The organism is Kosakonia sp. WA-90, assembly GCF_039871955.1.
Lineage (GTDB): Bacteria > Pseudomonadota > Gammaproteobacteria > Enterobacterales > Enterobacteriaceae > Kosakonia > Kosakonia oryzendophytica.
The window spans coordinates 162,704-184,715 of record NZ_JBDPLJ010000003.1 but is presented as its reverse complement, the minus strand read 5'-3'; the positions used below and the strand labels follow the sequence as shown (position 1 = coordinate 184,715).

Sequence of the window (22,012 nt, the reverse complement as noted above, 5' to 3'; positions counted from 1 at the left end):
TTACACACGATTTTTGTGATCATGATCACCATAAAGACCCGATATCCCCCCGTATTAATGTGATTTTGATCACACAAAAAAGCACCATCTGGACAGTACGCCCATTCGGTGCGAGATTTCGCATCACTGATAACCCAGGTCCGGCTACCTCTGCCGCCACATTAACAAACAAACCTCGGGCTTCCGGCCTGTGCGATAGCAAACATAAGAAGGGGTGTTTTATGTCATCCGATATCAAGATCAAGGTGCAGAGCTTTGGTCGCTTCCTTAGCAATATGGTGATGCCTAACATCGGCGCGTTTATCGCGTGGGGTATCATCACCGCATTGTTTATTCCTACAGGGTGGTTACCAAACGAGACGCTGGCGAAACTCGTTGGTCCAATGATTACTTACCTGCTGCCGCTGCTCATCGGTTTCACCGGTGGTCGTCTGGTTGGCGGCGATCGCGGCGGCGTTGTTGGCGCGATCACCACCATGGGCGTGATCGTCGGTGCAGACATGCCGATGTTCCTCGGTGCCATGATTGCCGGCCCGCTGGGCGGTTTCTGCATTAAGAAATTTGACGCCGCTGTAGACGGCAAGATCAAATCCGGTTTTGAAATGCTGGTGAATAACTTCTCCGCTGGCATCATCGGTATGATCCTCGCTATCCTGGCATTCCTCGGCATTGGCCCTGCGGTTGAAGTCCTGTCCAAAGTTCTGTCGGCAGGCGTTAACTTCATGGTTGTGCATGACATGCTGCCGTTGGCGTCTATCTTTGTTGAACCGGCGAAAATCCTGTTCCTCAACAACGCCATCAACCACGGTATCTTCTCACCGCTGGGTATTCAGCAGTCGCATGACATCGGCAAGTCTATCTTCTTCCTGATCGAAGCAAACCCGGGTCCGGGGATGGGCGTTCTGCTGGCGTACATGTTCTTTGGCCGCGGCAGCGCTAAACAGTCTGCTGGCGGTGCGGCTATCATCCACTTCCTGGGTGGTATCCACGAAATTTACTTCCCGTATGTGCTGATGAACCCGCGTCTGCTGTTGGCCGTTATTCTTGGCGGTATGACTGGCGTGTTCACCCTGAGCGTGCTGAACGGCGGTCTGGTGTCTCCGGCTTCTCCGGGTTCCATCCTGGCCGTGCTGGCGATGACGCCAAAAGGTGCGTACTTCGCTAACCTGACAGCCATCTTCGCAGCGCTGATCGTCTCCTTCGTGATCGCCTCCATTCTGCTGAAAACCAGCAAAGTGAAAGAAGAGGATGAAGATATCGAAGCGGCTACCCGTCGTATGCAGGACATGAAAGCACAGTCTAAAGGCGCAACGCCGCTGGCGGCTGGCGACGTGACCAACGACCTGAGCCACGTACGTAAAATCATCGTTGCCTGTGATGCCGGTATGGGCTCCAGCGCCATGGGTGCAGGCGTACTGCGTAAGAAAGTGCAGGATGCAGGCCTCACCAATATTTCGGTGACCAACAGCGCGATTAACAGCCTGCCCTCTGACGTTGATCTGGTGATTACGCACCGCGATCTGACCGAGCGCGCTATGCGCCAGGCACCGCAGGCGCAGCATATCTCCCTGACCAACTTCCTGGACAGCGGCCTGTACACCGGTCTGACTGAACGTCTGGTGGCTGCACAGCGCCACAACGACAACCAGACCAAAGTGAACAGCAGCCTGCAGGACAGCTTCGATGCCTCCAACAGCAATCTGTTCAAGCTGGGTGCGGAGAACATCTTCCTTGGTCGCAAAGCGAGCAACAAAGAAGAAGCCATCCGTTTTGCTGGTGAACAACTGGTAAAAGGCGGCTACGTTCAGCCGGAATATGTAGATGCCATGCTGGAGCGCGAAAAACTGACCCCGACGTATCTGGGTGAATCTATCGCGGTTCCGCACGGCACCGTGGAAGCCAAAGATCGCGTACTGAAAACGGGTGTGGTGTTCTGCCAGTATCCGGAAGGCGTTCGCTTTGGCGAGGGCGAAGAAGACATCGCCCGCCTGGTCATCGGGATTGCTGCGCGCAACAACGAGCACATCCAGGTGATCACCAGCCTGACCAACGCACTGGATGACGAGACGGTCATTGAACGTCTGGCGCATACTACCAGCGTTGAAGAAGTCCTGGCGCTGATCGGTAAATAACAGACCGGCGCTAACCTCTTCCCTCTCCCCTTTGGGGAGAGGGCTAGGGTGAGGAGAAATTTTCGTGGTTCCTCACCCCAGCCCTCTCGGGTAAAAACATTGATGAAGGTTAAGACTATGAAAGCATTGCATTTTGGCGCAGGAAATATCGGACGTGGTTTTATCGGCAAATTATTGGCCGACGCGGGGATTGAACTGACATTCGCCGATGTGAATCAGGTGGTTCTCGACGCCCTTAATGCCCGTCATAGCTATCAGGTGCATGTGGTTGGTGAAAATGAGCAGGTGGATACGGTTTCCGGTGTCAACGCCGTCAGCAGTATCGGTGATGAGGTTGTCGAACTGATCGCTTCCGTGGATCTGGTGACCACCGCTGTTGGCCCGGTCGTTCTGGAACGCATTGCGCCGGCTATCGCCAAAGGGCTGGCGAAACGTAAAGCACAGGGCATTACCACACCGCTGAATATCATCGCGTGCGAAAATATGGTGCGCGGCACCACGCAACTGAAAGGCCATGTCATTGCCGCGCTGGCGGATGCAGATAAAGCCTGGGTTGATCAGCACGTCGGCTTCGTCGATTCCGCCGTTGACCGTATCGTTCCGCCTTCTGAATCGGCCACCCATGATCCGCTGGAAGTGACAGTGGAAACATTCAGTGAGTGGATTGTGGATAAAACCCAGTTTAAAGGCGCGCTACCGAACATCCCCGGGATGGAATTAACTGATAACCTGATGGCATTTGTTGAACGTAAGCTCTTCACGCTGAATACCGGGCATGCTATAACCGCGTACCTTGGAAAACAGACCGGCCTTCAAACCATTCGCGACGCTATCCTGGATGCCAACATCCGTGCCGTTGTGAAAGGCGCGATGGAAGAGAGCGGTGCGGTACTGATCAAGCGTTATGGCTTTGATGCCGATAAGCACGCCGCGTACATTCAGAAAATCCTGGGTCGTTTTGAAAACCCCTATCTGAAAGACGATGTTGAGCGCGTAGGACGTCAGCCGCTGCGTAAACTGAGCGCTGGCGATCGTCTGATCAAACCGCTGCTCGGCACGCTGGAGTACAATCTGCCGCATGCGAACCTGGTGAAAGGCATTGCCGCCGCCATGCATTACCGCAGCGAACAGGATCCGCAAGCGCAAGAGCTGGCAGTGCTTATCGACGAGAAAGGCCCGCAGGCTGCGCTGGCGCAGATTTCTGGTCTGGACGCCAACAGCCCGGTCGTTAACGAAGCCGTCAACGCCTATAACGCAAAGGCATGATGCCGACTATGGCGCGGGATTCCCCGCGCCTGTTAACGAAATTGTCAGATATGCAGGCAATAATGGAAAAAACGCAGGCCTTCGAAAACCGTGTACTCGAGCGTCTGAATGCTGGCAAAACCGTGCGAAGTTTTTTGATTGCCGCCGTTGAGTTGCTCAATGAGGCGATCAATATTCTGGTGCTGCAGGTATTCCGCAAAGACGACTATGCGGTGAAATATGCAGTTGAGCCGCTACTTGACGGAGATGGACCGCTGGGCAATTTGTCTGTGCGTTTGAAGCTGATTTACGGTCTTGGGGTCATTTCCCGCCCGGAGTATGAAGATGCGGAACTGCTGATGGCGCTACGCGAGGAACTGAACCACGACGGCACGGAATATTCCTTTACCGATGATGAAATCCTCGGGCCTTTTGGCGAGTTGCACTGCGTTGCCGCCCTGCCGCCAACACCGCTGTTCGATACCAGCGATCCTGACCTTTTTGCGATGCAAAAACAGCGCTACCAGCAGGTGGTGCGTTCCACGATGGTGCTGTCCCTCACCGAGTTGATTTCCCGTATCAGCTTAAAAAAGGCATTCCAGAAGTAAACTCCGTTATAAATGCTGTATCCTTATCTTTTTATTCCCCAACAAAACCGGGCACCATGAAAGAAGTCGAAAAAAACGAAATTAAGCGTCTGAGCGACCGCCTCGACGCCATTCGCCACCAGCAAGCCGATCTCTCGTTAGTTGACGCGGCGGACAAATACGCTGAACTGGAAAAAGAGAAAACTACGCTGGAAGCGGAAATCCTCCGTCTGCGCGAGCAATACACCCAGAAGCTGAGCAAAGAAGCGCAAAAGCTGATGAAAATGCCGTTCAGCCGGGCCATCACCAAAAAAGAGCAGGCGGATCTCGGCAAGTTGAAAAAAAGTGTCCGTGGTCTGATAGTCGTACACCCGATGACAGCGCTGGGGCGTGAAATGGGTCTCGACGCCATGACTGGCTTTGCCAAAAGCGCCTTCTGACCTTCCTGTTCACAGCACTTGCTTCCTGTATCGGAGCAAGTGCTGCCAAAATTGGCCCTACCAATCACCCTCTGATTTTCTCTGCTGTTCACAATTCCATAAAATCACGTCACATCCCAATTGCCAGATAGCAACATTTGGATAACCATTCGTTATCACAAACCCTACACACAACCACTGGCAGGACCACTTTTACAAAACGTGTGATGCAGAGATAAGCACAGACTTACCGCTCACCTGTTTTACGGTGGTTCTCAGGAGACCTGCATGAATCTCTGGCAACAGAATTACGACCCGGCCGGCAATATCTGGCTATCCAGTCTGATCGCTTCACTGCCGATCCTGTTTTTCTTTTTTGCGCTCATCAAACTCAAATTAAAAGGCTATATCGCTGCGAGCTGGACCGTGGCAATCGCACTGGCAGTCGCGTTGCTGTTCTACGATATGCCGCTGGATCATGCCCTCGCCTCTGTGGTGTATGGTTTCTTCTACGGCCTGTGGCCAATCGCCTGGATCATTATCGCTGCGGTATTTGTCTATAAAATCTCGGTAAAAACCGGGCAGTTCGACATTATCCGTTCGTCGATTCTTTCAATCACCCCGGACCAGCGCCTGCAAATGCTGATTGTCGGCTTCTCGTTCGGTGCGTTTCTCGAAGGGGCGGCTGGGTTCGGCGCACCGGTGGCGATCACGGCTGCACTGCTGGTCGGGCTTGGTTTTAACCCATTGTATGCCGCCGGTTTGTGTTTGATCGTCAATACTGCACCAGTCGCTTTTGGCGCTATGGGCATTCCGATTCTGGTTGCCGGACAAGTCACCGGATTGGACAGTTTTGAAATTGGCCAGATGGTAGGTCGTCAGTTGCCGTTCCTGACCATCATTGTGCTGTTCTGGATCATGGCGATTATGGACGGCTGGCGCGGCGTGAAAGAGACCTGGCCTGCGGTGATCGTGGCCGGTGGTTCGTTTGCCATTGCGCAGTATTTGAGTTCAAACTTTATCGGCCCGGAGCTGCCAGACATTATCTCGTCGCTGGTGTCACTGGTCTGCCTGACGCTGTTCCTCAAACGCTGGAAACCGGTACGTATTTTCCGTTTTGGCGATATGGGCGCATCGCAGGTCGATCTCAATCTGCAACGCACCCACTACAGCGGCGGACAGATCCTGCGCGCCTGGTCACCGTTCCTGTTTCTGACCGCTACCGTCACGTTGTGGAGCATCCCACCGTTCAAGGCCATGTTCGCCCCTGGCGGTGCGCTGTATGACTGGGTGTTCACTGTTTCCGTACCGCACCTGGATAAGCTGGTCGCCCGTATGCCGCCGGTGGTGAGCGCAGCCACGCCTTACGCAGCCATCTATAAATTTGACTGGTTCTCAGCGACCGGTACGGCCATTTTGTTTGCCGCTATCCTGTCGATTATCTGGCTGCGCATGAAGCCAAAAGATGCAGTCAGCACCTTTACCAGCACCTTGCGCGATCTGGCATTGCCGATTTACTCCATCGGAATGGTGCTGGCCTTTGCCTTTATTTCCAACTACTCCGGGCTCTCTTCAACGCTGGCATTAGCGCTGGCGCATACCGGCAACGCCTTTACCTTCTTCTCGCCCTTCCTTGGCTGGTTGGGGGTATTCCTTACCGGTTCGGATACCTCGTCGAATGCGCTGTTTGCCGCCTTGCAGGCCACTGCCGCTCAACAGATTGGCGTTTCAGATGTGCTGATGGTGGCAGCGAACACTACCGGCGGCGTTACCGGAAAAATGATTTCACCGCAATCCATCGCCATTGCCTGTGCGGCCGTTGGCTTGGTGGGGAAAGAGTCAGATCTGTTCCGCTTTACCGTTAAACACAGCCTGATTTTCACCTGTATGGTCGGTCTTATTACGACACTTCAGGCCTATGTGCTGACCTGGATGATCCCATGAAAGTGTTACCCAGACGCCTGACAGACGACGTTGTTGACCGTGTGCGGGCGTTGATTGCAGAGCAGCGACTGGAAGCGGGCATGAAATTGCCCGCTGAGCGCCAGCTTGCCGTACAGCTTGGCGTGTCGCGCAACTCATTACGTGAAGCATTGTCGCGACTGGTGAGCGAAGGCGTGTTGCTGAGTCGTCGCGGCGGCGGCACCTTTGTGCGCTGGCAGCACGATGAGTGGTCCGAACAAAACATTGTGCAGCCGTTAAAGACACTGCTGAATGACGATCCGGATTACAGCTTCGATATCCTTGAAGCGCGCCACGCCATCGAAGCGAGCACGGCCTGGCATGCGGCCATGCGCGCAACGGATGCAGACAAAGAGAAAATTGTCCTCTGTTTTGACGCCACACAATCCGATGATCCGGACCTGGCGTCACAAGCGGATGTGCGCTTCCACCTTGCCATCGCGGAAGCGTCGCACAACGTGGTGCTGCTCCAGACGATGCGGGGTTTTTTCGACCTGCTGCAATCCTCCGTGAAGCAGAGCCGCCAGCGTATGTACCTGGTTCCCCCCGTATTTTCACAGCTTACCGAACAGCACCAGGCAGTGATGAACGCCATTCTTGCCGGAGACGCCGAGGGCGCGCGTCAGGCGATGATGGCCCATCTTGGCTTCGTGCACACCACCATTCGCCAGTTCGATGAAGATCAGGCCCGACAGGCGCGGATCACCCGTCTGCCGGACGAACAGCATATTCACTCCAGGGAGAAAAAAGCATGATTATTTCCGCAGCCAGCGACTACCGCGCGGCAGCACAGCGCATTCTGCCGCCGTTTCTGTTTCACTATATCGATGGCGGCGCGTATGCCGAATATACCCTGCGCCGCAACGTTGAAGATTTATCCCAGGTCGCGCTGCGCCAGCGGGTGCTGAAAAATATGTCTGACCTCCGTCTCGACACCACGCTGTTTAACGAAAAACTCTCGATGCCTGTGGCGCTGGCACCGGTCGGATTATGCGGCATGTATGCGCGACGTGGCGAAGTACAGGCCGCAGGTGCAGCCGATGCGAAAGGCATTCCTTTTACCCTGTCAACGGTGTCCGTCTGCCCGATTGAAGAAGTTGCGCCTACCCTGAAACGGCCAATGTGGTTCCAGCTTTATGTCCTGCGCGATCGCGGCTTTATGCGTAATGCGCTGGAGCGCGCCAAAGCGGCAGGCTGCTCCACGCTGGTCTTTACCGTCGATATGCCAACACCCGGTGCACGTTACCGTGATGCACACTCCGGCATGAGTGGCCCGAATGCCGCCCTGCGCCGTTACTGGCAGGCCGTAACACACCCGCAATGGGCGTGGGATGTCGGCATGAACGGGCGTCCTCATGATTTGGGCAACATCTCAACGTATCTTGGCAAACCAACAGGCCTGGAAGACTACATTGGCTGGTTGGCGAAAAACTTCGATCCCTCGATTTCATGGAAAGACCTGGAGTGGATCCGCGAATTCTGGGATGGCCCGATGGTGATCAAAGGGATCCTGGATGCAGAAGATGCTCGCGACGCGGTGCGCTTTGGCGCAGATGGTATTGTGGTCTCCAACCACGGTGGCCGACAGCTCGACGGCGTACTCTCATCCGCGCGTGCGTTACCGGCTATCGCCGATGCGGTCAAAGGGGATATTGCTATTCTCGCCGACAGCGGTATCCGCAACGGTCTGGATGTCGTGCGTATGATTGCACTCGGTGCTGACACTGTCTTGCTGGGCCGCGCGTATCTCTACGCACTGGCAACGCACGGACGCCAGGGGGTGGCAAATCTGCTGGATTTAATTGAGAAAGAGATGAAGGTGGCGATGACGTTAACCGGCGCGAGATCGATTAGTGAAATCAGCAAAGATTCGCTGGTGCAGGAGTTGCGTCAGTTGCCCGCCGCATTGGCACCGCTGGCACATGGGGATGCGGCATAACCCTCACCCCGGCCCTCTCCCTGGAAGGGAGAGGGGGAAAACCAGTGCCAGTTGGTCCCCTCTGCCCTTTGGGGAGCGAAAGTGAAAATCCTCACCAACCTGTCCCCTCTCCCCTTTGGGGAGCGAAAGTGAAAATCCTCACCAACCTGTCCCCTCTCCCCTTTGGGGAGCGAAAGTGAAAAACCGCTCCTGCCTGTCCCCTCTCCCCTTTGGGGAGCAAAAGTGAAAATCCTCACCAACCTGTCTCCTCTCCCCTCTGGGGAGCGAAAGTGAAAAACCGCTCCAGTCTGTCCCCTCTCCCCTTTGGGGAGAGAAAGTGAAAAACCGCACCAGCCTGTTCCCTCTCCCCTTTGAGGAGCGAAAGTGAAAATCCGCACCAGCCTGTCCCCTCTCCCCTCTGGGGAGAGGGTTAGGGTGAGGGGAAAAATCTGCTATTCTGCCCGGCGTTATCATCAGGGGCAGCATTATGTTAAACATTGTTTTATTCGAACCAGAAATCCCGCCTAACACCGGGAACATCATCCGCCTGTGCGCGAATACCGGCTTTAACCTGCATATTATCGAACCGATGGGGTTTACCTGGGATGATAAGCGCCTGCGCCGCGCCGGGCTGGATTACCATGAGTTCGCCGCCGTGAAACGCCACCATGATTACGCCGCTTTTGTTGCCGCAGAGCAGCCGCAGCGTTTGTTCGCGCTGACCACCAAAGGTACGCCAGCACACAGCGCAGTGAATTATCAGGACGGGGATTTTCTGATGTTTGGTCCGGAAACCCGCGGACTGCCGGCAACCATTCTTGATGTGCTGCCTGCTGAGCAGAAAATCCGCATACCGATGATGCCGGACAGCCGCAGTATGAACCTGTCAAACGCCGTATCGGTGGTGGTCTATGAGGCCTGGCGCCAGTTAGGTTACCCTGGTGCGGTACTGCGAAGCTGAGAGGTTAACGTGTCGGGTGGCGGGTATTAATCGGAAACGTGGGTAACACTTTTCTGGCGTTATTGGCGAAGGCAAATTGCACACGGACAGCGCGAAAAAAACCGGAGCGTACACACAGTACGTGAGGATTTTGAGCACTGCCCGGGGTCAGGCCGGCGAGTAAAATAGCCAGAAAATTAAATTCCGTCGCCGTATTCAAACCCGTGGTTAATACCGTTGAAATGCTGATCCATATCCATCGACGGCTTATCACTCTCCGGTTTGCCCACAATGCGCGCCGGAACGCCTGCGGCGGTGGTATGCGGCGGTACGGGCTGTAACACCACGGAACCTGCGCCGATTTTCGCACCGCGACCGACTTCGATATTGCCCAGGATTTTCGCGCCTGCACCAATCATCACACCTTCGCGGATCTTCGGATGACGGTCTCCCGACGTTTTCCCGGTCCCGCCAAGGGTTACCGATTGCAGAATCGACACATCATCTTCGATAACAGCGGTTTCCCCCACCACAATGCCGGTTGCATGGTCGAGCATAATGCCGCGGCCGATTTTCGCCGCCGGGTGAATGTCCACCTGGAAGCTCACCGACACCTGGTTTTGCAGGAAAATCGCCAGTGCACGACGCCCCTGTAACCACAGCCAGTGACCAATCCGATACGCCTGCAGCGCGTGAAAACCTTTCAAATAAAGCAGCGGCGTGGAGTACTTATCTACCGCCGGATCGCGGGTCCGCACAGCCTGAATATCGCAAGCGGCGGAAGCAATCATTTCTGGATCCGCTGCATAGGCTTCTTCCACCACTTCGCGAATAGCGATAGCTGGCATAATCGGCGAGGCCAGCTTGTTTGCCAGCATATAACTCAGCGCGCTGCCCAGATTTTCATGTTTGAGCAGCGTGGCATGGTAAAAACTGGCCAGCATGGGCTCGCAATCCGCCAGCGCACGGGCTTCGGCTTTGATATTGTTCCAGACCAGATCCAGTTCTTCACACGCCATTGCTTACTCCAGAATATCTGCGTTTCAATACGCAACATCAGCCAGACTGCCTCGGGACAGCAAATCTGAGCAGCCCCGGCGGCTTACGCAAGTAAGCGACTGGGGATGCGCAGGCGCAACCAACAAGGAAGCAGCCTGAAAGATAATGTGTATTTAGTGATTGCTGCGCTCGTCTTTACGCGCACGACCTAATAGCGTCAATGCTGCCTCGCGCGCATTTTTTCCGCAATACAATACCTGATAAATTTCCTCGGTTATTGGCATTTCAACGCCAAACCGGTGCGCCAGCGCGCGCACTTCTTTGGTATTGCGGTAACCTTCGACCACCTGACCAATTTTGTCCTGGGCGCTTTGCACGTCCATTCCCTGGCCAAGCATCATGCCAAAACGGCGGTTACGCGACTGGTTATCGGTGCAGGTCAGCACCAGATCGCCCAAACCAGCCATGCCCATAAAGGTTGCCGGATCGGCACCCAGCGCAGCGCCCAGGCGTGACATTTCCGTCAGGCCGCGGGTAATCAGCGCAGTACGGGCATTCGCGCCAAAGCCGATGCCATCAGACATGCCCGCGCCAATCGCTATCACGTTTTTCACTGCACCGCCAAGCTGCACGCCAATGAAGTCAGGATTGCTGTAAACGCGAAAACTTTTGCCACAGTGCAAAAGCTGCTGCAGATCGTCGGCGAACTGCGGGTCGGTCGATGCCAGCGAAATCGCCGTAGGCAAACCTGCCGCCAGCTCTTTCGCAAAGGTCGGGCCGGAGATCACCGCCAGCGGAATATCCGGACCTAAGACTTCGCGTGCGACATCTTCTAACAGACGCCCCGTTTCCGCCTCCAGGCCTTTTGTTGCCCAGACAATGCGCGCGTCCTGGCGCATCAGCGGTTTGATCTGCGCCAGCACCTCGCCAAAGACATGGCTTGGCACCACCACCAGAATATTGCGGCTGGCAGCGAGCGCACGCGTAAGGTCGCTTTCTAATTGCAGGGTGTCAGGGAAAGGCACATCGGGGAGAAACGCCGCATTGCAGCGATCATGCTGCAGGGTCGCGATATGTTTAGGGTCATGGCCCCAGAGCACAACCTGGTGGCCGTTTCTTGCCAGGGTGATGGCAAGAGCGGTGCCGTAAGAGCCGGCACCGATCACAGTCATTGCAGCATTAAGTGCGTTCATCAGGCATCCTGATGTTGTTCAGCACCTTCGCCAGTCTGCTGTTGCAGGTAGTTCATGAACAGCGCATCAAAGTTAACTGGCGCAAGGTTCAGTTGCGGGAAAGTACCGCGGGACACGAGGCTGGTGATGCACTCACGCGCATACGGGAACAGGATGTTCGGGCAGTATGCACCAAGGCAATGCGCCATCTGGGTACCTTCGATACCGTCGATGGAGAAGATACCGCCCTGTTGCACTTCGCACAGGAAGCCAGTCTCTTCGCCCAGGGAAGCGGTTACGGTAACGCGCAGAACCACTTCATAAACGCCTTCCGCCAGTTGAGTAGAGGCGGTGTCGAGGTCCAGTTTCACTTCCGGCTGCCACTCTTTCTGGAAGATGTGCGGCGCGTTCGGCGCTTCGAAAGAGATATCTTTCGTATAAATACGCTGAATCTGGAAAGTCATTTCGGTGTTGTTTTGTTCGGACATGAGTGAATAACCCTTTAGTGTTGTAGTGCTTTAAAGCATTAACGCAACAGCGGATCCAGCCCGCCACGCGCGTCCAGCGCATATAAATCGTCACAGCCGCCAATGTGCTGCGCATCGATAAAAATCTGCGGAACCGTTGTACGGCCACTACGTTGAATCATCTCTTCACGTTTTACCGCGTCGCCGTCAATCGGCAACTCAGCAAAAGTCACGCCTTTGCTGTTCAGAAGCGCTTTCGCACGGTGGCAAAACGGGCAGGTTGCTTTCGTGTAGATCTCAATATTGGCCATAACTCTTCTCCAGATTTGACCCCGCGGGAGATCTCCCGCCGGGCAAATTATTTACCGCGAACTAACGGCAGGTTCTCTCCGATCCAACCGGAGATACCGTCTTTCAGTACGTAGACTTTTTCGAAGCCCGCGTTCGTCAGTGCATTTGCCGGCGCCTGCGCCTGCATGCCAGTGCCATCAACCACGATAACCGGCGCGCTTTTATGTTTCTCAAGCTCACCTACATTATTGGCTTTGATCTCGTTTGGCAGCAAATTCACGGAACCTGCAATGTGACCTTTACGGAAATCATCACGCTGGCGCAGATCCACCACCACGGCATCTTCTTTGTTGATAAGACGCGTGGCTTCGCCGCGAGAAATCACTTTCACTTTAGACGCGATGCCTTTGAAAGTGGTGAACAGCACGGCCCCGAGTAACGCGACCCAGGCGATACACAGTATGGGGTTGCGGCTGATAAATTGCATAATTTCTTGCATCTGGGGTAACGACTCCCGACTGAGTGATAAAAAAACCAAGAAAGGAGTATACCTGCGCAGTGTGGCAAATACAGCCAGCGAGCGCGATGGAATGCATTTTCTGCGGAGTGTTACGAAAAAAATGATTAAAGGCGGTGAAAACAGGCGTCAGCGCAGGCGCTTTTTTTGATCTTCTGAGGCTATTTGATCGATTCAGCTGTAGTAAAATTACGCAAAATTTTTTTGTCTTTGAGCATGAGGTTGTCGCAATGTCGGTTTCTAAAAAACCTATGGTACTGGTGATTCTGGATGGCTACGGCTACCGTGAAGACCAACAGGATAACGCTATTTTCAACGCAAAGACCCCGGTGATGGACCAACTGTGGGCAAACCGTCCTCATACACTGATTGACGCATCCGGTCTCGAAGTAGGCCTGCCGGATCGCCAGATGGGCAACTCCGAAGTCGGCCACGTTAACCTGGGCGCCGGTCGTATTGTTTACCAGGACCTGACCCGCCTGGACGTGGAAATCAAAGAACGCACGTTCTTCAGCAACCCGGTGCTGTCCGGCGCGGTGGACAAAGCCGTTGCCGCTGGCAAAGCAGTGCACATCATGGGCCTGCTCTCTGCGGGTGGCGTGCACAGCCATGAAGACCATATCATGGCGATGGTGGAACTGGCGGCGGAACGCGGCGCAGAAAAAATCTATCTGCACGCTTTCCTCGACGGACGTGATACCCCGCCGCGCAGCGCTGAATCTTCACTGAAAAAATTCGAAGACAAATTCGCCGCGCTCGGTAAGGGCCGCGTTGCCTCTATTATCGGTCGTTATTTCGCGATGGACCGCGATAACCGCTGGGATCGCGTTGAGCAAGCTTACGACCTGATGACGCAGGCCAAAGGCGAGTTCACTTTCGATAGCGCCGTTGCCGGTTTGCAGGCGGCCTATGCGCGCGATGAAAACGACGAATTCGTGAAAGCCACCGTAATCCGCGCAGCAGGTCAACCGGACGCCGCCATGCAAGATGGCGATGCGCTGATTTTCATGAACTTCCGCGCTGACCGTGCGCGCGAAATTACCCGTGCGTTCGTTAATGCGGACTTTGACGGCTTTGCGCGTAAGAAAGTGGTTAAGCTGGGCGATTTCGTCATGCTGACTGAATATGCTGCCGATATCAAAACAGCGGTCGCTTACCCGCCAGCCTCTCTGGCGAATACGTTCGGCGAATGGATGGCGAAGAAAAACAGAACCCAGTTGCGTATTTCCGAAACGGAAAAATACGCGCACGTGACGTTCTTCTTTAACGGTGGCGTAGAAGAGCCGTTCCCGGGCGAAGATCGCATTCTGATCAACTCTCCGAAAGTGGCGACTTACGATCTGCAGCCTGAAATGAGCTCTGCAGAATTGACTGAAAAACTGGTCGCCGCCATCACCAGCGGCAAATACGACACCATTATTTGTAACTACCCGAATGGCGATATGGTCGGTCATACCGGTGTGTTTGAAGCCGCGGTTGCCGCCGTTGAAGCGCTGGATCACTGCGTTGAGCAGGTCGTCAAAGCGGTTGAATCTGTGGGGGGACAGTTACTGATCACCGCAGACCACGGCAACGCTGAACAGATGCGTGACCCCTCAACCGGTCAGGCGCACACCGCGCACACTAACCTGCCAGTGCCGCTGATCTACGTTGGCGACAAAGCCGTGAACGCCATCGCAGGCGGCAAACTCTCTGATATCGCGCCGACCATGCTGACGCTGATGGGAGAGGAAATCCCGCAAGAGATGACTGGTAAGCCGCTGTTCATCGTGGAATAATCCCTCCCCATGAGGGGAAAGGCGATTTTTTCAATTACATGGGGCGGACTCCGTCCCCTGCTCTGCGCCAGCGCACTCTGCGCTGGCGCATTGCTGTGCGCCGTATCCGCCCATGCGGATGACCGCGATCAGCTCAAATCCATTCAGGCCGATATTGCCGAGAAAGAGCGTGCAGTACGCCAGCAACAGCAGCAACGTTCCGGCCTTCTCGCCCAGTTAAAGGCGCAAGAACAGGCGATTTCCGCCGCCGCACGTCAGTTACACGAAACGCAAAGCACCCTCGCCCAGTTGAATAAACAAATTGATGAGATGAATGCGTCAATCGCCAAACTGGAACGCCAGCGCGCGACCCAGGAGCGTAATCTTGCCGCACAGCTCGATGCCGCCTTCCGTCAGGGCGAACACTCCGGCATTCAACTGATCTTAAGTGGTGAAGAGGGCCAGCGCGGTCAGCGTTTGCAGGCCTATTTCGGCTATCTCAACCAGGCGCGACAGGAAACCATCGCCCAGTTGAAGCAAACCCGTGAAGAGGTGGCTGCGCAAAAAGCCGAACTGGAAGAAAAACAGAGCCAGCAACAGACACTGCTGTATGAGCAAAAAGCCCAGCAGGCGAAGCTGGAGCAAGCGCGCAGTGAGCGGCAAAAAACCCTGAATGGCCTTGAATCCTCTATTCAGGAAGGTCAGCAGCAACTGAGCGAAATGCGCGCCAACGAATCACGTTTGCGTGATCGCCTTGCCCGTGCGGAAGCGGCAGCAAAAGCACGCGCGGAGCGCGAAGCCCGCGAAGCGCAGGCCGTACGGGACCGTCAGAAAGACGCCAGCCGCAAAGGCACAACCTACAAACCCACCGAAAGCGAGCGCTCGCTGATGTCCCGCACTGGTGGGCTTGGCTCACCGTCTGGCCAGGCCGTCTGGCCTGTTCGCGGCCCATTACTGCATCGCTATGGCGAACAGTTGCAGGGTGAGCTACGTTGGAAAGGGATTGTTATCGGTGCGTCTGAAGGCAGCGAAGTCAAAGCGGTTGCCGATGGCCGCGTTATTCTTGCCGACTGGCTGCAAGGCTATGGTCTGGTGGTGGTGGTTGAGCACGGGAAGGGCGATATGAGCCTGTATGGCTACAACCAGAGTGCACTGGTCAGCGTTGGAACGCAGGTGCGCGCAGGCCAACCGATAGCACTCGTTGGCAGCAGTGGCGGTCAGGGCCGGCCATCACTCTATTTCGAAATTCGCCGTCAGGGTCAGGCGGTCAATCCACAACCGTGGTTGGGAAGATAAGTTTTGCTTCAATTTCGTCGTCTTTTTCTCGCGCTTACCAGCGTGCTGGCATTTTCTTCACCGGTTATGGCCGGAAAACTGGCCATCGTTATTGACGATTTTGGCTATCGCCCGCAGACGGAAAACCAGGTGCTGGCTATGCCGTCCGCCGTCTCTGTCGCGGTTCTACCCAATGCAACGTATGCCCGGGAAATGGCCACTAAAGCCCATAATAGCGGCCATGAAGTGTTGATCCATCTGCCCATGGCACCTCTCAGTAAGCAACCGCTGGAAAAAGACACCCTGCGCCCTGACATGAGCAGTGCGGAAATAGAACGCATCATCAGCGATGCGGTCAGCAAAGTCCCTTACGCCGTCGGGTTGAATAACCATATGGGCAGTGCGATGACCTCCAGTCTGTTCGGCATGCAAAAGGTGATGCAGGCGCTGGAGCGTTATAACCTCTATTTTCTTGACAGCATGACCATCGGTAACAGTCAGGCGGTACGCGCAGCGGCCGGTACCGGTGTTAAAGTGATTAAGCGCAAGGTGTTCCTCGACGATACGCAAAACGAGGGCGATATCCGCCGCCAGTTTGAAAGGGCCGTCGAACTGGCGCGCCGCAACGGTTCTGCTATCGCGATTGGGCATCCGCACCCGGCTACCGTTCGCGTATTACAGCAGGTCATTTATAACCTGCCTGCGGATATCACCCTGGTGCGCCCGGGCACCCTGCTGAACGAACCGCAAACAGAGACCTCAACACCCGGCGGCGTGATACCTCAGCCCCCGCGTAACCCCTTCCGTGGTGTGAAACTCTGTAAAGCGAAGCAGAAACCTGCGCCGGTTTACGCCACCCGCTTCTTTAACGTAGTGAGTGAAAGTGTTGGTGAGAATACGCTGGTTCGTTATTTCAGGAACCAGTGGCAAGGCTGGAAGACGCCCCAAGCTTAAACCACCCGTTTGTTATGTTCTTTTGTCCTCGCGGAGGATTTTTCCTCCGCATGGGCATACCAAGCTTTAAAATATTTCATGAAGCTATAGAGCGTGGCATATAACCCAGTCGCGGCACCAACCTTACCCTCGCGCCACGCCCCACTGAACACATACCATTTAAAAAACGCGCCAATAGCGCTAATGATCCCACGGGTGATGGATGGTCTGACAGGATTGTATTTCACCAGCCGTGTCGTGTAGCCATTGAGCTTATTAAACATCTCATGCAGGGTATAAAACGTATCGTGACGAACCCGGCCGGGCATTTTCGCGCAGGTGAGCGCGCCGACCACCTGATCATCCACCGGGCGATCGTTAAACCGTGCACACTGGCGGTTAAATAAGCGCACCGGGAAATCGGGTGAAGAGATGGGATACAGGGTACGAACTTCCTGCCCCAACACGTACCAGTAGCGTGGTAAACGCCAGGCATGATCGCGCAACGGCTCATGGCCTGCTTTAAGCTTCAGAATAAAATCTACCACCCGATCATCGAGGATCTCATCGCTGTCCATACATAGCACCCAGTCGTGAGCCGCAAGTTGGATAGCATAATTCATCTGCTGACCATGCATGTCATAGGGACGCTGATGGACGTTAACACCATAATCCCGGCAAATATCGAGCGTCGCGTCCGTACTGCCGGAATCAACCACCACGAAATCATCCGCCACAATAATGAGCGGCGGTAACACTTCCCGTAATAGTCGCGCTGAATTGTATGTCAGCAGACATACCGATACTTTGAACATAAGGAAGACCACACATCAAAGTTAAACCGTTGCTCAACAGGTTAATCGCCTTGATGCAAACGGGTAGGGAAATTGTGCGATTAAACGAAATAAAAATTGGGGAATGTGAGGAGAGTTGTAAAAAAAGGGCGCCTGTCAGCGCCCTTCTGTTTTGTTAGTCCCAGCTCAGGATGACCTTGCCGGAATGCCCTGAGCGCATCGCGTCAAAGCCCTGCTGGAAGTCATCAACGCTGAAACGGTGGGTGATGATCGGTGAGAGATCCAGACCAGACTGGATCAATGCCGCCATCTTATACCAGGTTTCGAACATCTCACGGCCATAAATACCTTTAATAAACAGCCCCTTGAAGATGACTTTATTCCAGTCGATGGACATATCCGACGGGGGAATACCCAACATGGCAATGCGACCACCGTGGTTCATGGTGTCGAGCATCGTACGGAATGCCGGCGGCGCACCGGACATCTCGAGCCCCACATCGAAGCCTTCCGTCATGCCCAGTTCCGCCATCACATCCGCCAGGCTCTCTTTGGCAACGTTTACCGCACGGGTCACACCCATTTTCTTTGCCAGTTCAAGGCGATACTCGTTCACGTCGGTGATCACCACATGGCGCGCCCCTACGTGTTTTGCCACTGCCGCAGCCATAATGCCGATCGGCCCTGCGCCGGAAACCAGGACATCTTCGCCCACCAGATCGAAGGAGAGCGCCGTGTGCACCGCATTGCCGAACGGGTCGAAAATCGACGCCAGATCGTCAGAGATATTGTCCGGGATTTTGAACGCGTTAAACGCCGGGATCACCAGATATTCTGCGAAACACCCCGGACGGTTAACGCCAACGCCGACGGTATTGCGGCACAGGTGCGTACGCCCCGCGCGGCAGTTACGGCAGTGCCCACACGTAATATGGCCTTCTCCGGAAACGCGATCGCCAATGTTGAAACCTTTTACTTCCTGGCCGATGCCGACCACTTCCCCCACGTATTCATGGCCGACAACCATCGGGACCGGAATGGTTTTTTTCGACCAGTCGTCCCAGTTGTAGATATGCACGTCGGTTCCACAAATCGCGGTTTTGCGAATTTTAATCAGCAGATCGTTATGCCCGACTTCCGGTTCCGGTACGTCGGTCATCCAGATGCCTTCTTCCGCTTTCAGTTTGGATAACGCTTTCATCGTGGTCCTCAGGCAATCACGCCCAGTTGTTTACCAATGCGGATAAACGCAGCCACCGCACGCTCAATTTGCTCAGGGCTATGCGCCGCAGACATCTGCGTACGGATACGCGCCTGACCTTTCGGCACCACCGGGTAGAAGAAACCCGTGACGTAAATCCCCTCTTTTTGCAGCTCACGGGCAAAGTTCTGCGCCACCACGGCATCGCCCAGCATCACCGGAATAATGGCGTGATCGGCACCCGCCAGTGTAAAACCTGCGGCGGTCATTTTTTCGCGGAACAGACGTGCGTTAGACCACAGGCGATCGCGCAGTTCCGCGCCAGAAGCCAGCATCTCCAGCACTTTAATGGACGCCGCGACAATCGCTGGCGCCAACGAGTTGGAGAACAGATAAGGACGCGAACGTTGGCGCAACCACTCCACCACTTCTTTACGCGCCGCGGTATAACCGCCGGATGCACCACCCAGCGCCTTGCCCAGCGTACCGGTAATAATGTCGACACGACCCATCACGTCGCAATACTCATGCGTACCGCGCCCATTCGCGCCAACAAAGCCCACCGCGTGAGAATCATCCACCATCACCAGCGCATCGTATTTATCCGCCAGATCGCACACGCCTTTCAGGTTGGCAATCACGCCATCCATTGAGAACACGCCATCGGTAGCAATCAGCACATGACGTGCGCCCGCTTCGCGTGCTTCTTTCAGACGCGCTTCCAGCTCTTGCATATCGTTATTGGCATAACGGTAGCGTTTAGCCTTGCACAGACGCACGCCGTCAATAATTGAAGCATGGTTCAGGGCGTCAGAGATAATGGCGTCTTCCGCGCCGAGCAGGGTTTCAAACAACCCGCCATTGGCATCGAAACAGGAGGAGTACAGGATGGCATCTTCCATACCGAGGAACTCGGCCAGCTTCTGCTCCAGCACTTTGTGACTATCCTGAGTGCCGCAAATAAAACGTACCGAGGCCATACCAAAACCGTGGCTGTCCATACCAGCTTTCGCCGCGGCAATCAGATCGGGGTGGTTAGCCAGGCCAAGGTAGTTATTGGCGCAGAAGTTAATGACATGGCTACCATTCGCCACAGTGATGTCGGCCTGCTGTGCCGACGTGATAATGCGTTCTTCTTTAAACAGACCTTCCGCCCGTGCGGTTTCCAGGTCGTTCGTTAACTGCTGATAAAAATCCCCACGCATCGCAATTCTCCAGACAGGGCAAATTTCGGCACATATTACCCAAAGCTATACGGTGATACGAGATGACACATCATCCATTATCGATTTTGTAGCATAAATCACGCATAGCCGCGTAGTTATCCGGTGAATGGCTGAAGGGTCGACAATGTGATGGTATGATAAGTACTATTCGTGTCTGAGATTGTCTCAGCGCTTCATTTTCAAAGGTACAGTTATGATCATCGTTACCGGCGGCGCGGGTTTTATCGGCAGCAATATCGTCAAAGCCCTGAATGATAAAGGCATCACTGATATTCTGGTGGTGGATAACCTGAAAGACGGCACCAAATTCGTCAATCTCGTTGACCTGCACATTGCCGACTACATGGATAAAGAAGACTTTCTGATCCAGATTATGTCTGGCGAAGAGTTTGGCGATATTGAAGCGGTGTTCCACGAAGGTGCATGTTCCTCCACCACGGAGTGGGACGGTAAGTACATGATGGATAACAACTATCAGTACTCCAAAGAACTGCTGCACTACTGCCTGGAGCGCGAAATTCCGTTCCTGTACGCGTCTTCCGCTGCGACTTACGGCGGCCGTACATCTGACTTTATCGAATCCCGTGAATATGAGAAGCCACTCAACGTCTACGGCTATTCAAAACTGCTGTTCGATGAGTACGTGCGCGCCATCCTGCCCGAAGCGAACTCACAAATCGTCGGCTTCCGCTACTTCAACGTCTACGGCCCGCGTGAAGGCCACAAAGGCAGCATGGCGAGTGTCGCGTTCCACCTCAATACCCAACTGAACAATGGTGAAAGCCCGAAACTGTTTGAAGGTAGCGATAACTTTAAACGTGACTTCGTCTACGTGGGCGATGTCGCAGCAGTGAACCTGTGGTTTTTGGAAAATGGCGTTTCCGGCATTTTCAACCTCGGCACCGGGCGTGCGGAGTCCTTCCAGGCTGTTGCCGACGCCACGCTGGCCTTCCACAAAAAAGGCAGCATCGAATACATTCCATTCCCTGACAAACTGAAAGGCCGCTACCAGGCGTTTACTCAGGCTGACCTGAGCAACCTGCGCGCAGCAGGCTACGATAAGCCGTTCAAAACCGTCGCCGAAGGCGTAACCGAATATATGGAATGGCTGAACCGCGACGCGTAAGTATGAAAATTCTGGTGATTGGCCCGTCATGGGTGGGCGACATGATGATGTCGCAGAGTCTCTATCGCACGCTCAAAGCGCGCTTTCCCCAGGCAGTAATTGACGTGATGGCACCCGCGTGGTGCCGTCCGCTTTTATCGCGTATGCCGGAAGTGAATGAAGCAATCCCTATGCCGTTGGGGCATGGCGCGCTGGAAATTGGCGCCCGTCGTAAGCTCGGTCATAGCCTGCGCGAGCGTCGCTACGATCGCGCTTACGTATTGCCGAATTCGTTTAAATCTGCGCTGGTGCCCTTTTTTGCCGCGATCCCGCACCGCACCGGCTGGCGCGGTGAAATGCGTTACGGCCTGCTCAACGATGCCCGCGTACTGGACAAGCAAGCCTGGCCGCTGATGGTGGAACGGTATGTTGCGCTGGCCTACGACAAAGGGGTGATGCGCTCGGCAAAAGATTTGCCGCAACCGCTGCTGTGGCCGCAGTTGCAGGTCAACGACGGTGAGAAGTCGCAAGTCTGTGCGGTCTTCGACATTTCCTCTGAACGCCCAATCATTGGTTTTTGCCCCGGCGCTGAGTTTGGCCCCGCCAAACGCTGGCCGCATTATCACTATGCTGAACTGGCGAAACAGCTGATTGATGAAGGCTATCAGGTCGTCCTGTTCGGCTCGGCAAAAGATCACGAGGCCGGCAATGAGATCCTCGCAGCCCTGAGTACGGAACAGCAGGCGTGGTGCCGTAATCTGGCAGGAGAAACCCAGCTGGAACAAGCGGTTGTGCTGATTGCTGCCTGTAAAGCAGTGGTCAGTAACGACTCCGGCCTGATGCATGTCGCCGCCGCGCTCAATCGCCCGCTGGTGGCGCTATACGGCCCAAGCAGTCCGGATTTCACACCGCCGCTGTCGCACAAAGCGCGGGTGATCCGCCTGATTTCAGGCTATCACAAGGTACGTAAAGGCGATGCCGCTGAAGGTTATCACCAGAGCCTTATCGATATTACGCCAGAGCGCGTACTGGAAGAGTTAAATAGCCTGTTGCTGGACGCGGAAGGATAACC

The 22,012-nt window shown here is 54.8% G+C and carries 21 protein-coding genes; 13 read left to right on the top strand and 8 right to left on the bottom strand.

Annotated features, from left to right (window positions below):
- Positions 1 to 221: 221 nt before the first annotated feature.
- The 8 genes from ABGA49_RS07375 (at position 222) to trmL (ending at position 9,224) form a co-directional block, all read left to right on the top strand.
- On the top strand, positions 222 to 2,132 hold the full coding sequence (locus ABGA49_RS07375) for a PTS mannitol transporter subunit IICBA (RefSeq protein WP_061492533.1): 1,911 nt from the start codon (positions 222 to 224) through the stop codon (positions 2,130 to 2,132).
- A 102-nt stretch (positions 2,133 to 2,234) separates the two neighbouring features.
- Entirely contained in the window at positions 2,235 to 3,398 is a 1,164-nt protein-coding gene (mtlD, locus tag ABGA49_RS07370; protein WP_347665368.1) for a mannitol-1-phosphate 5-dehydrogenase, read from the top strand.
- A complete protein-coding gene (gene mtlR / locus ABGA49_RS07365; RefSeq protein ID WP_134319177.1) occupies positions 3,398 to 3,985 on the top strand; it encodes a mannitol operon repressor MtlR in 588 nt (195 codons plus the stop codon). The genes mtlD and mtlR overlap by 1 nt, the downstream gene beginning before the upstream one ends.
- A 56-nt stretch (positions 3,986 to 4,041) precedes the next feature.
- Complete coding sequence (locus ABGA49_RS07360) at positions 4,042 to 4,404, top strand: YibL family ribosome-associated protein (RefSeq protein WP_061492530.1); 363 nt, start codon at positions 4,042 to 4,044, stop codon at positions 4,402 to 4,404.
- A 267-nt stretch (positions 4,405 to 4,671) separates the two neighbouring features.
- A complete protein-coding gene (gene lldP, locus ABGA49_RS07355) occupies positions 4,672 to 6,327 on the top strand; it encodes an L-lactate permease (RefSeq protein ID WP_347665367.1) in 1,656 nt (551 codons plus the stop codon).
- Positions 6,324 to 7,100 carry a transcriptional regulator LldR gene (lldR, locus tag ABGA49_RS07350; protein WP_061492528.1) on the top strand — a complete coding sequence of 259 codons (777 nt, stop codon included), beginning with the start codon at positions 6,324 to 6,326 and terminating at the stop codon, positions 7,098 to 7,100. The genes lldP and lldR overlap by 4 nt, the downstream gene beginning before the upstream one ends.
- Positions 7,097 to 8,284 carry an FMN-dependent L-lactate dehydrogenase LldD gene (gene lldD, locus ABGA49_RS07345; RefSeq protein WP_061492527.1) on the top strand — a complete coding sequence of 396 codons (1,188 nt, stop codon included), beginning with the start codon at positions 7,097 to 7,099 and terminating at the stop codon, positions 8,282 to 8,284. The genes lldR and lldD overlap by 4 nt, the downstream gene beginning before the upstream one ends.
- Before the next feature lie 466 nt (positions 8,285 to 8,750).
- Complete coding sequence (gene trmL / locus ABGA49_RS07340; RefSeq protein ID WP_347665366.1) at positions 8,751 to 9,224, top strand: tRNA (uridine(34)/cytosine(34)/5-carboxymethylaminomethyluridine(34)-2'-O)-methyltransferase TrmL; 474 nt, start codon at positions 8,751 to 8,753, stop codon at positions 9,222 to 9,224.
- 176 nt (positions 9,225 to 9,400) lie between these two features.
- Here the strand turns inward: trmL and cysE are convergent, their stop codons facing one another.
- The 5 genes from cysE to ABGA49_RS07315 form a co-directional block, all read right to left on the bottom strand.
- Positions 9,401 to 10,222 (bottom strand): serine O-acetyltransferase, encoded by an 822-nt coding sequence (gene cysE / locus ABGA49_RS07335; RefSeq protein WP_061492524.1) that lies wholly within the window; start codon positions 10,220 to 10,222, stop codon positions 9,401 to 9,403.
- A 153-nt stretch (positions 10,223 to 10,375) separates the two neighbouring features.
- Positions 10,376 to 11,395, bottom strand: coding sequence for an NAD(P)H-dependent glycerol-3-phosphate dehydrogenase (gene gpsA / locus ABGA49_RS07330; RefSeq protein WP_061492523.1), 1,020 nt, complete (start codon positions 11,393 to 11,395; stop codon positions 10,376 to 10,378).
- A complete protein-coding gene (gene secB, locus ABGA49_RS07325; RefSeq protein ID WP_017458193.1) occupies positions 11,395 to 11,862 on the bottom strand; it encodes a protein-export chaperone SecB in 468 nt (155 codons plus the stop codon). The genes gpsA and secB overlap by 1 nt, the downstream gene beginning before the upstream one ends.
- 38 nt (positions 11,863 to 11,900) lie before the next feature.
- Positions 11,901 to 12,152, bottom strand: a complete 252-nt coding sequence (gene grxC, locus ABGA49_RS07320) for a glutaredoxin 3 (RefSeq protein WP_061492522.1) — start codon at positions 12,150 to 12,152, stop codon at positions 11,901 to 11,903.
- A gap of 47 nt (positions 12,153 to 12,199) precedes the next feature.
- Positions 12,200 to 12,631 (bottom strand): rhodanese-like domain-containing protein, encoded by a 432-nt coding sequence (locus tag ABGA49_RS07315; RefSeq protein WP_061492521.1) that lies wholly within the window; start codon positions 12,629 to 12,631, stop codon positions 12,200 to 12,202.
- Between the two features lie 248 nt (positions 12,632 to 12,879).
- On the opposite strand from ABGA49_RS07315, the gene gpmM reads away from it, so the two are divergent.
- From gpmM to ABGA49_RS07300, 3 genes are read left to right on the top strand one after another with little or no spacing between them, the layout of a single operon-like run.
- On the top strand, positions 12,880 to 14,427 hold the full coding sequence (gpmM, locus tag ABGA49_RS07310; RefSeq protein WP_088238266.1) for a 2,3-bisphosphoglycerate-independent phosphoglycerate mutase: 1,548 nt from the start codon (positions 12,880 to 12,882) through the stop codon (positions 14,425 to 14,427).
- A gap of 9 nt (positions 14,428 to 14,436) precedes the next feature.
- Positions 14,437 to 15,702 carry a murein hydrolase activator EnvC gene (gene envC / locus ABGA49_RS07305; protein WP_061492520.1) on the top strand — a complete coding sequence of 422 codons (1,266 nt, stop codon included), beginning with the start codon at positions 14,437 to 14,439 and terminating at the stop codon, positions 15,700 to 15,702.
- Positions 15,703 to 15,705: 3 nt separating this feature from the next.
- A complete protein-coding gene (locus tag ABGA49_RS07300; RefSeq protein WP_061492519.1) occupies positions 15,706 to 16,635 on the top strand; it encodes a divergent polysaccharide deacetylase family protein in 930 nt (309 codons plus the stop codon).
- Here the strand turns inward: ABGA49_RS07300 and ABGA49_RS07295 are convergent.
- The 3 genes from ABGA49_RS07295 to kbl form a co-directional block, all read right to left on the bottom strand.
- A complete protein-coding gene (locus ABGA49_RS07295) occupies positions 16,632 to 17,429 on the bottom strand; it encodes a glycosyltransferase family 2 protein (protein ID WP_061492518.1) in 798 nt (265 codons plus the stop codon). The genes ABGA49_RS07300 and ABGA49_RS07295 overlap by 4 nt on opposite strands.
- 154 nt (positions 17,430 to 17,583) lie before the next feature.
- Positions 17,584 to 18,609 (bottom strand): L-threonine 3-dehydrogenase, encoded by a 1,026-nt coding sequence (gene tdh, locus ABGA49_RS07290; protein WP_061492517.1) that lies wholly within the window; start codon positions 18,607 to 18,609, stop codon positions 17,584 to 17,586.
- 8 nt (positions 18,610 to 18,617) lie between these two features.
- Positions 18,618 to 19,814 (bottom strand): glycine C-acetyltransferase, encoded by a 1,197-nt coding sequence (gene kbl / locus ABGA49_RS07285; protein ID WP_134319113.1) that lies wholly within the window; start codon positions 19,812 to 19,814, stop codon positions 18,618 to 18,620.
- A 214-nt stretch (positions 19,815 to 20,028) separates the two neighbouring features.
- Here kbl and rfaD point away from each other — a divergent pair, with 214 nt between their 5' ends.
- Both rfaD and rfaF read left to right on the top strand, forming a co-directional pair.
- Positions 20,029 to 20,961, top strand: a complete 933-nt coding sequence (rfaD, locus tag ABGA49_RS07280; RefSeq protein ID WP_061492515.1) for an ADP-glyceromanno-heptose 6-epimerase — start codon at positions 20,029 to 20,031, stop codon at positions 20,959 to 20,961.
- 2 nt (positions 20,962 to 20,963) lie between these two features.
- Positions 20,964 to 22,010 (top strand): ADP-heptose--LPS heptosyltransferase RfaF, encoded by a 1,047-nt coding sequence (gene rfaF, locus ABGA49_RS07275; protein ID WP_088238264.1) that lies wholly within the window; start codon positions 20,964 to 20,966, stop codon positions 22,008 to 22,010.
- Positions 22,011 to 22,012 lie beyond the last annotated feature (2 nt).

Bases quoted from the DNA above. Each gene is read 5' to 3' on its own strand.
- ABGA49_RS07375 (WP_061492533.1), top strand. From the start codon at position 222: ATGTCATCCGATATCAAGATCAAGGTGCAGAGCTTTGGTCGCTTCCTT.
- mtlD (WP_347665368.1), top strand. From the start codon at position 2,235: ATGAAGGTTAAGACTATGAAAGCATTGCATTTTGGCGCAGGAAATATC.
- mtlR (WP_134319177.1), top strand. From the start codon at position 3,398: ATGCCGACTATGGCGCGGGATTCCCCGCGCCTGTTAACGAAATTGTCA.
- ABGA49_RS07360 (WP_061492530.1), top strand. From the start codon at position 4,042: ATGAAAGAAGTCGAAAAAAACGAAATTAAGCGTCTGAGCGACCGCCTC.
- lldP (WP_347665367.1), top strand. From the start codon at position 4,672: ATGAATCTCTGGCAACAGAATTACGACCCGGCCGGCAATATCTGGCTA.
- lldR (WP_061492528.1), top strand. From the start codon at position 6,324: ATGAAAGTGTTACCCAGACGCCTGACAGACGACGTTGTTGACCGTGTG.
- lldD (WP_061492527.1), top strand. From the start codon at position 7,097: ATGATTATTTCCGCAGCCAGCGACTACCGCGCGGCAGCACAGCGCATT.
- trmL (WP_347665366.1), top strand. From the start codon at position 8,751: ATGTTAAACATTGTTTTATTCGAACCAGAAATCCCGCCTAACACCGGG.
- cysE (WP_061492524.1), bottom strand. From the start codon at position 10,222: ATGGCGTGTGAAGAACTGGATCTGGTCTGGAACAATATCAAAGCCGAA.
- gpsA (WP_061492523.1), bottom strand. From the start codon at position 11,395: ATGAACGCACTTAATGCTGCAATGACTGTGATCGGTGCCGGCTCTTAC.
- secB (WP_017458193.1), bottom strand. From the start codon at position 11,862: ATGTCCGAACAAAACAACACCGAAATGACTTTCCAGATTCAGCGTATT.
- grxC (WP_061492522.1), bottom strand. From the start codon at position 12,152: ATGGCCAATATTGAGATCTACACGAAAGCAACCTGCCCGTTTTGCCAC.
- ABGA49_RS07315 (WP_061492521.1), bottom strand. From the start codon at position 12,631: ATGCAAGAAATTATGCAATTTATCAGCCGCAACCCCATACTGTGTATC.
- gpmM (WP_088238266.1), top strand. From the start codon at position 12,880: ATGTCGGTTTCTAAAAAACCTATGGTACTGGTGATTCTGGATGGCTAC.
- envC (WP_061492520.1), top strand. From the start codon at position 14,437: ATGAGGGGAAAGGCGATTTTTTCAATTACATGGGGCGGACTCCGTCCC.
- ABGA49_RS07295 (WP_061492518.1), bottom strand. From the start codon at position 17,429: ATGTTCAAAGTATCGGTATGTCTGCTGACATACAATTCAGCGCGACTA.
- tdh (WP_061492517.1), bottom strand. From the start codon at position 18,609: ATGAAAGCGTTATCCAAACTGAAAGCGGAAGAAGGCATCTGGATGACC.
- kbl (WP_134319113.1), bottom strand. From the start codon at position 19,814: ATGCGTGGGGATTTTTATCAGCAGTTAACGAACGACCTGGAAACCGCA.
- rfaD (WP_061492515.1), top strand. From the start codon at position 20,029: ATGATCATCGTTACCGGCGGCGCGGGTTTTATCGGCAGCAATATCGTC.
- rfaF (WP_088238264.1), top strand. From the start codon at position 20,964: ATGAAAATTCTGGTGATTGGCCCGTCATGGGTGGGCGACATGATGATG.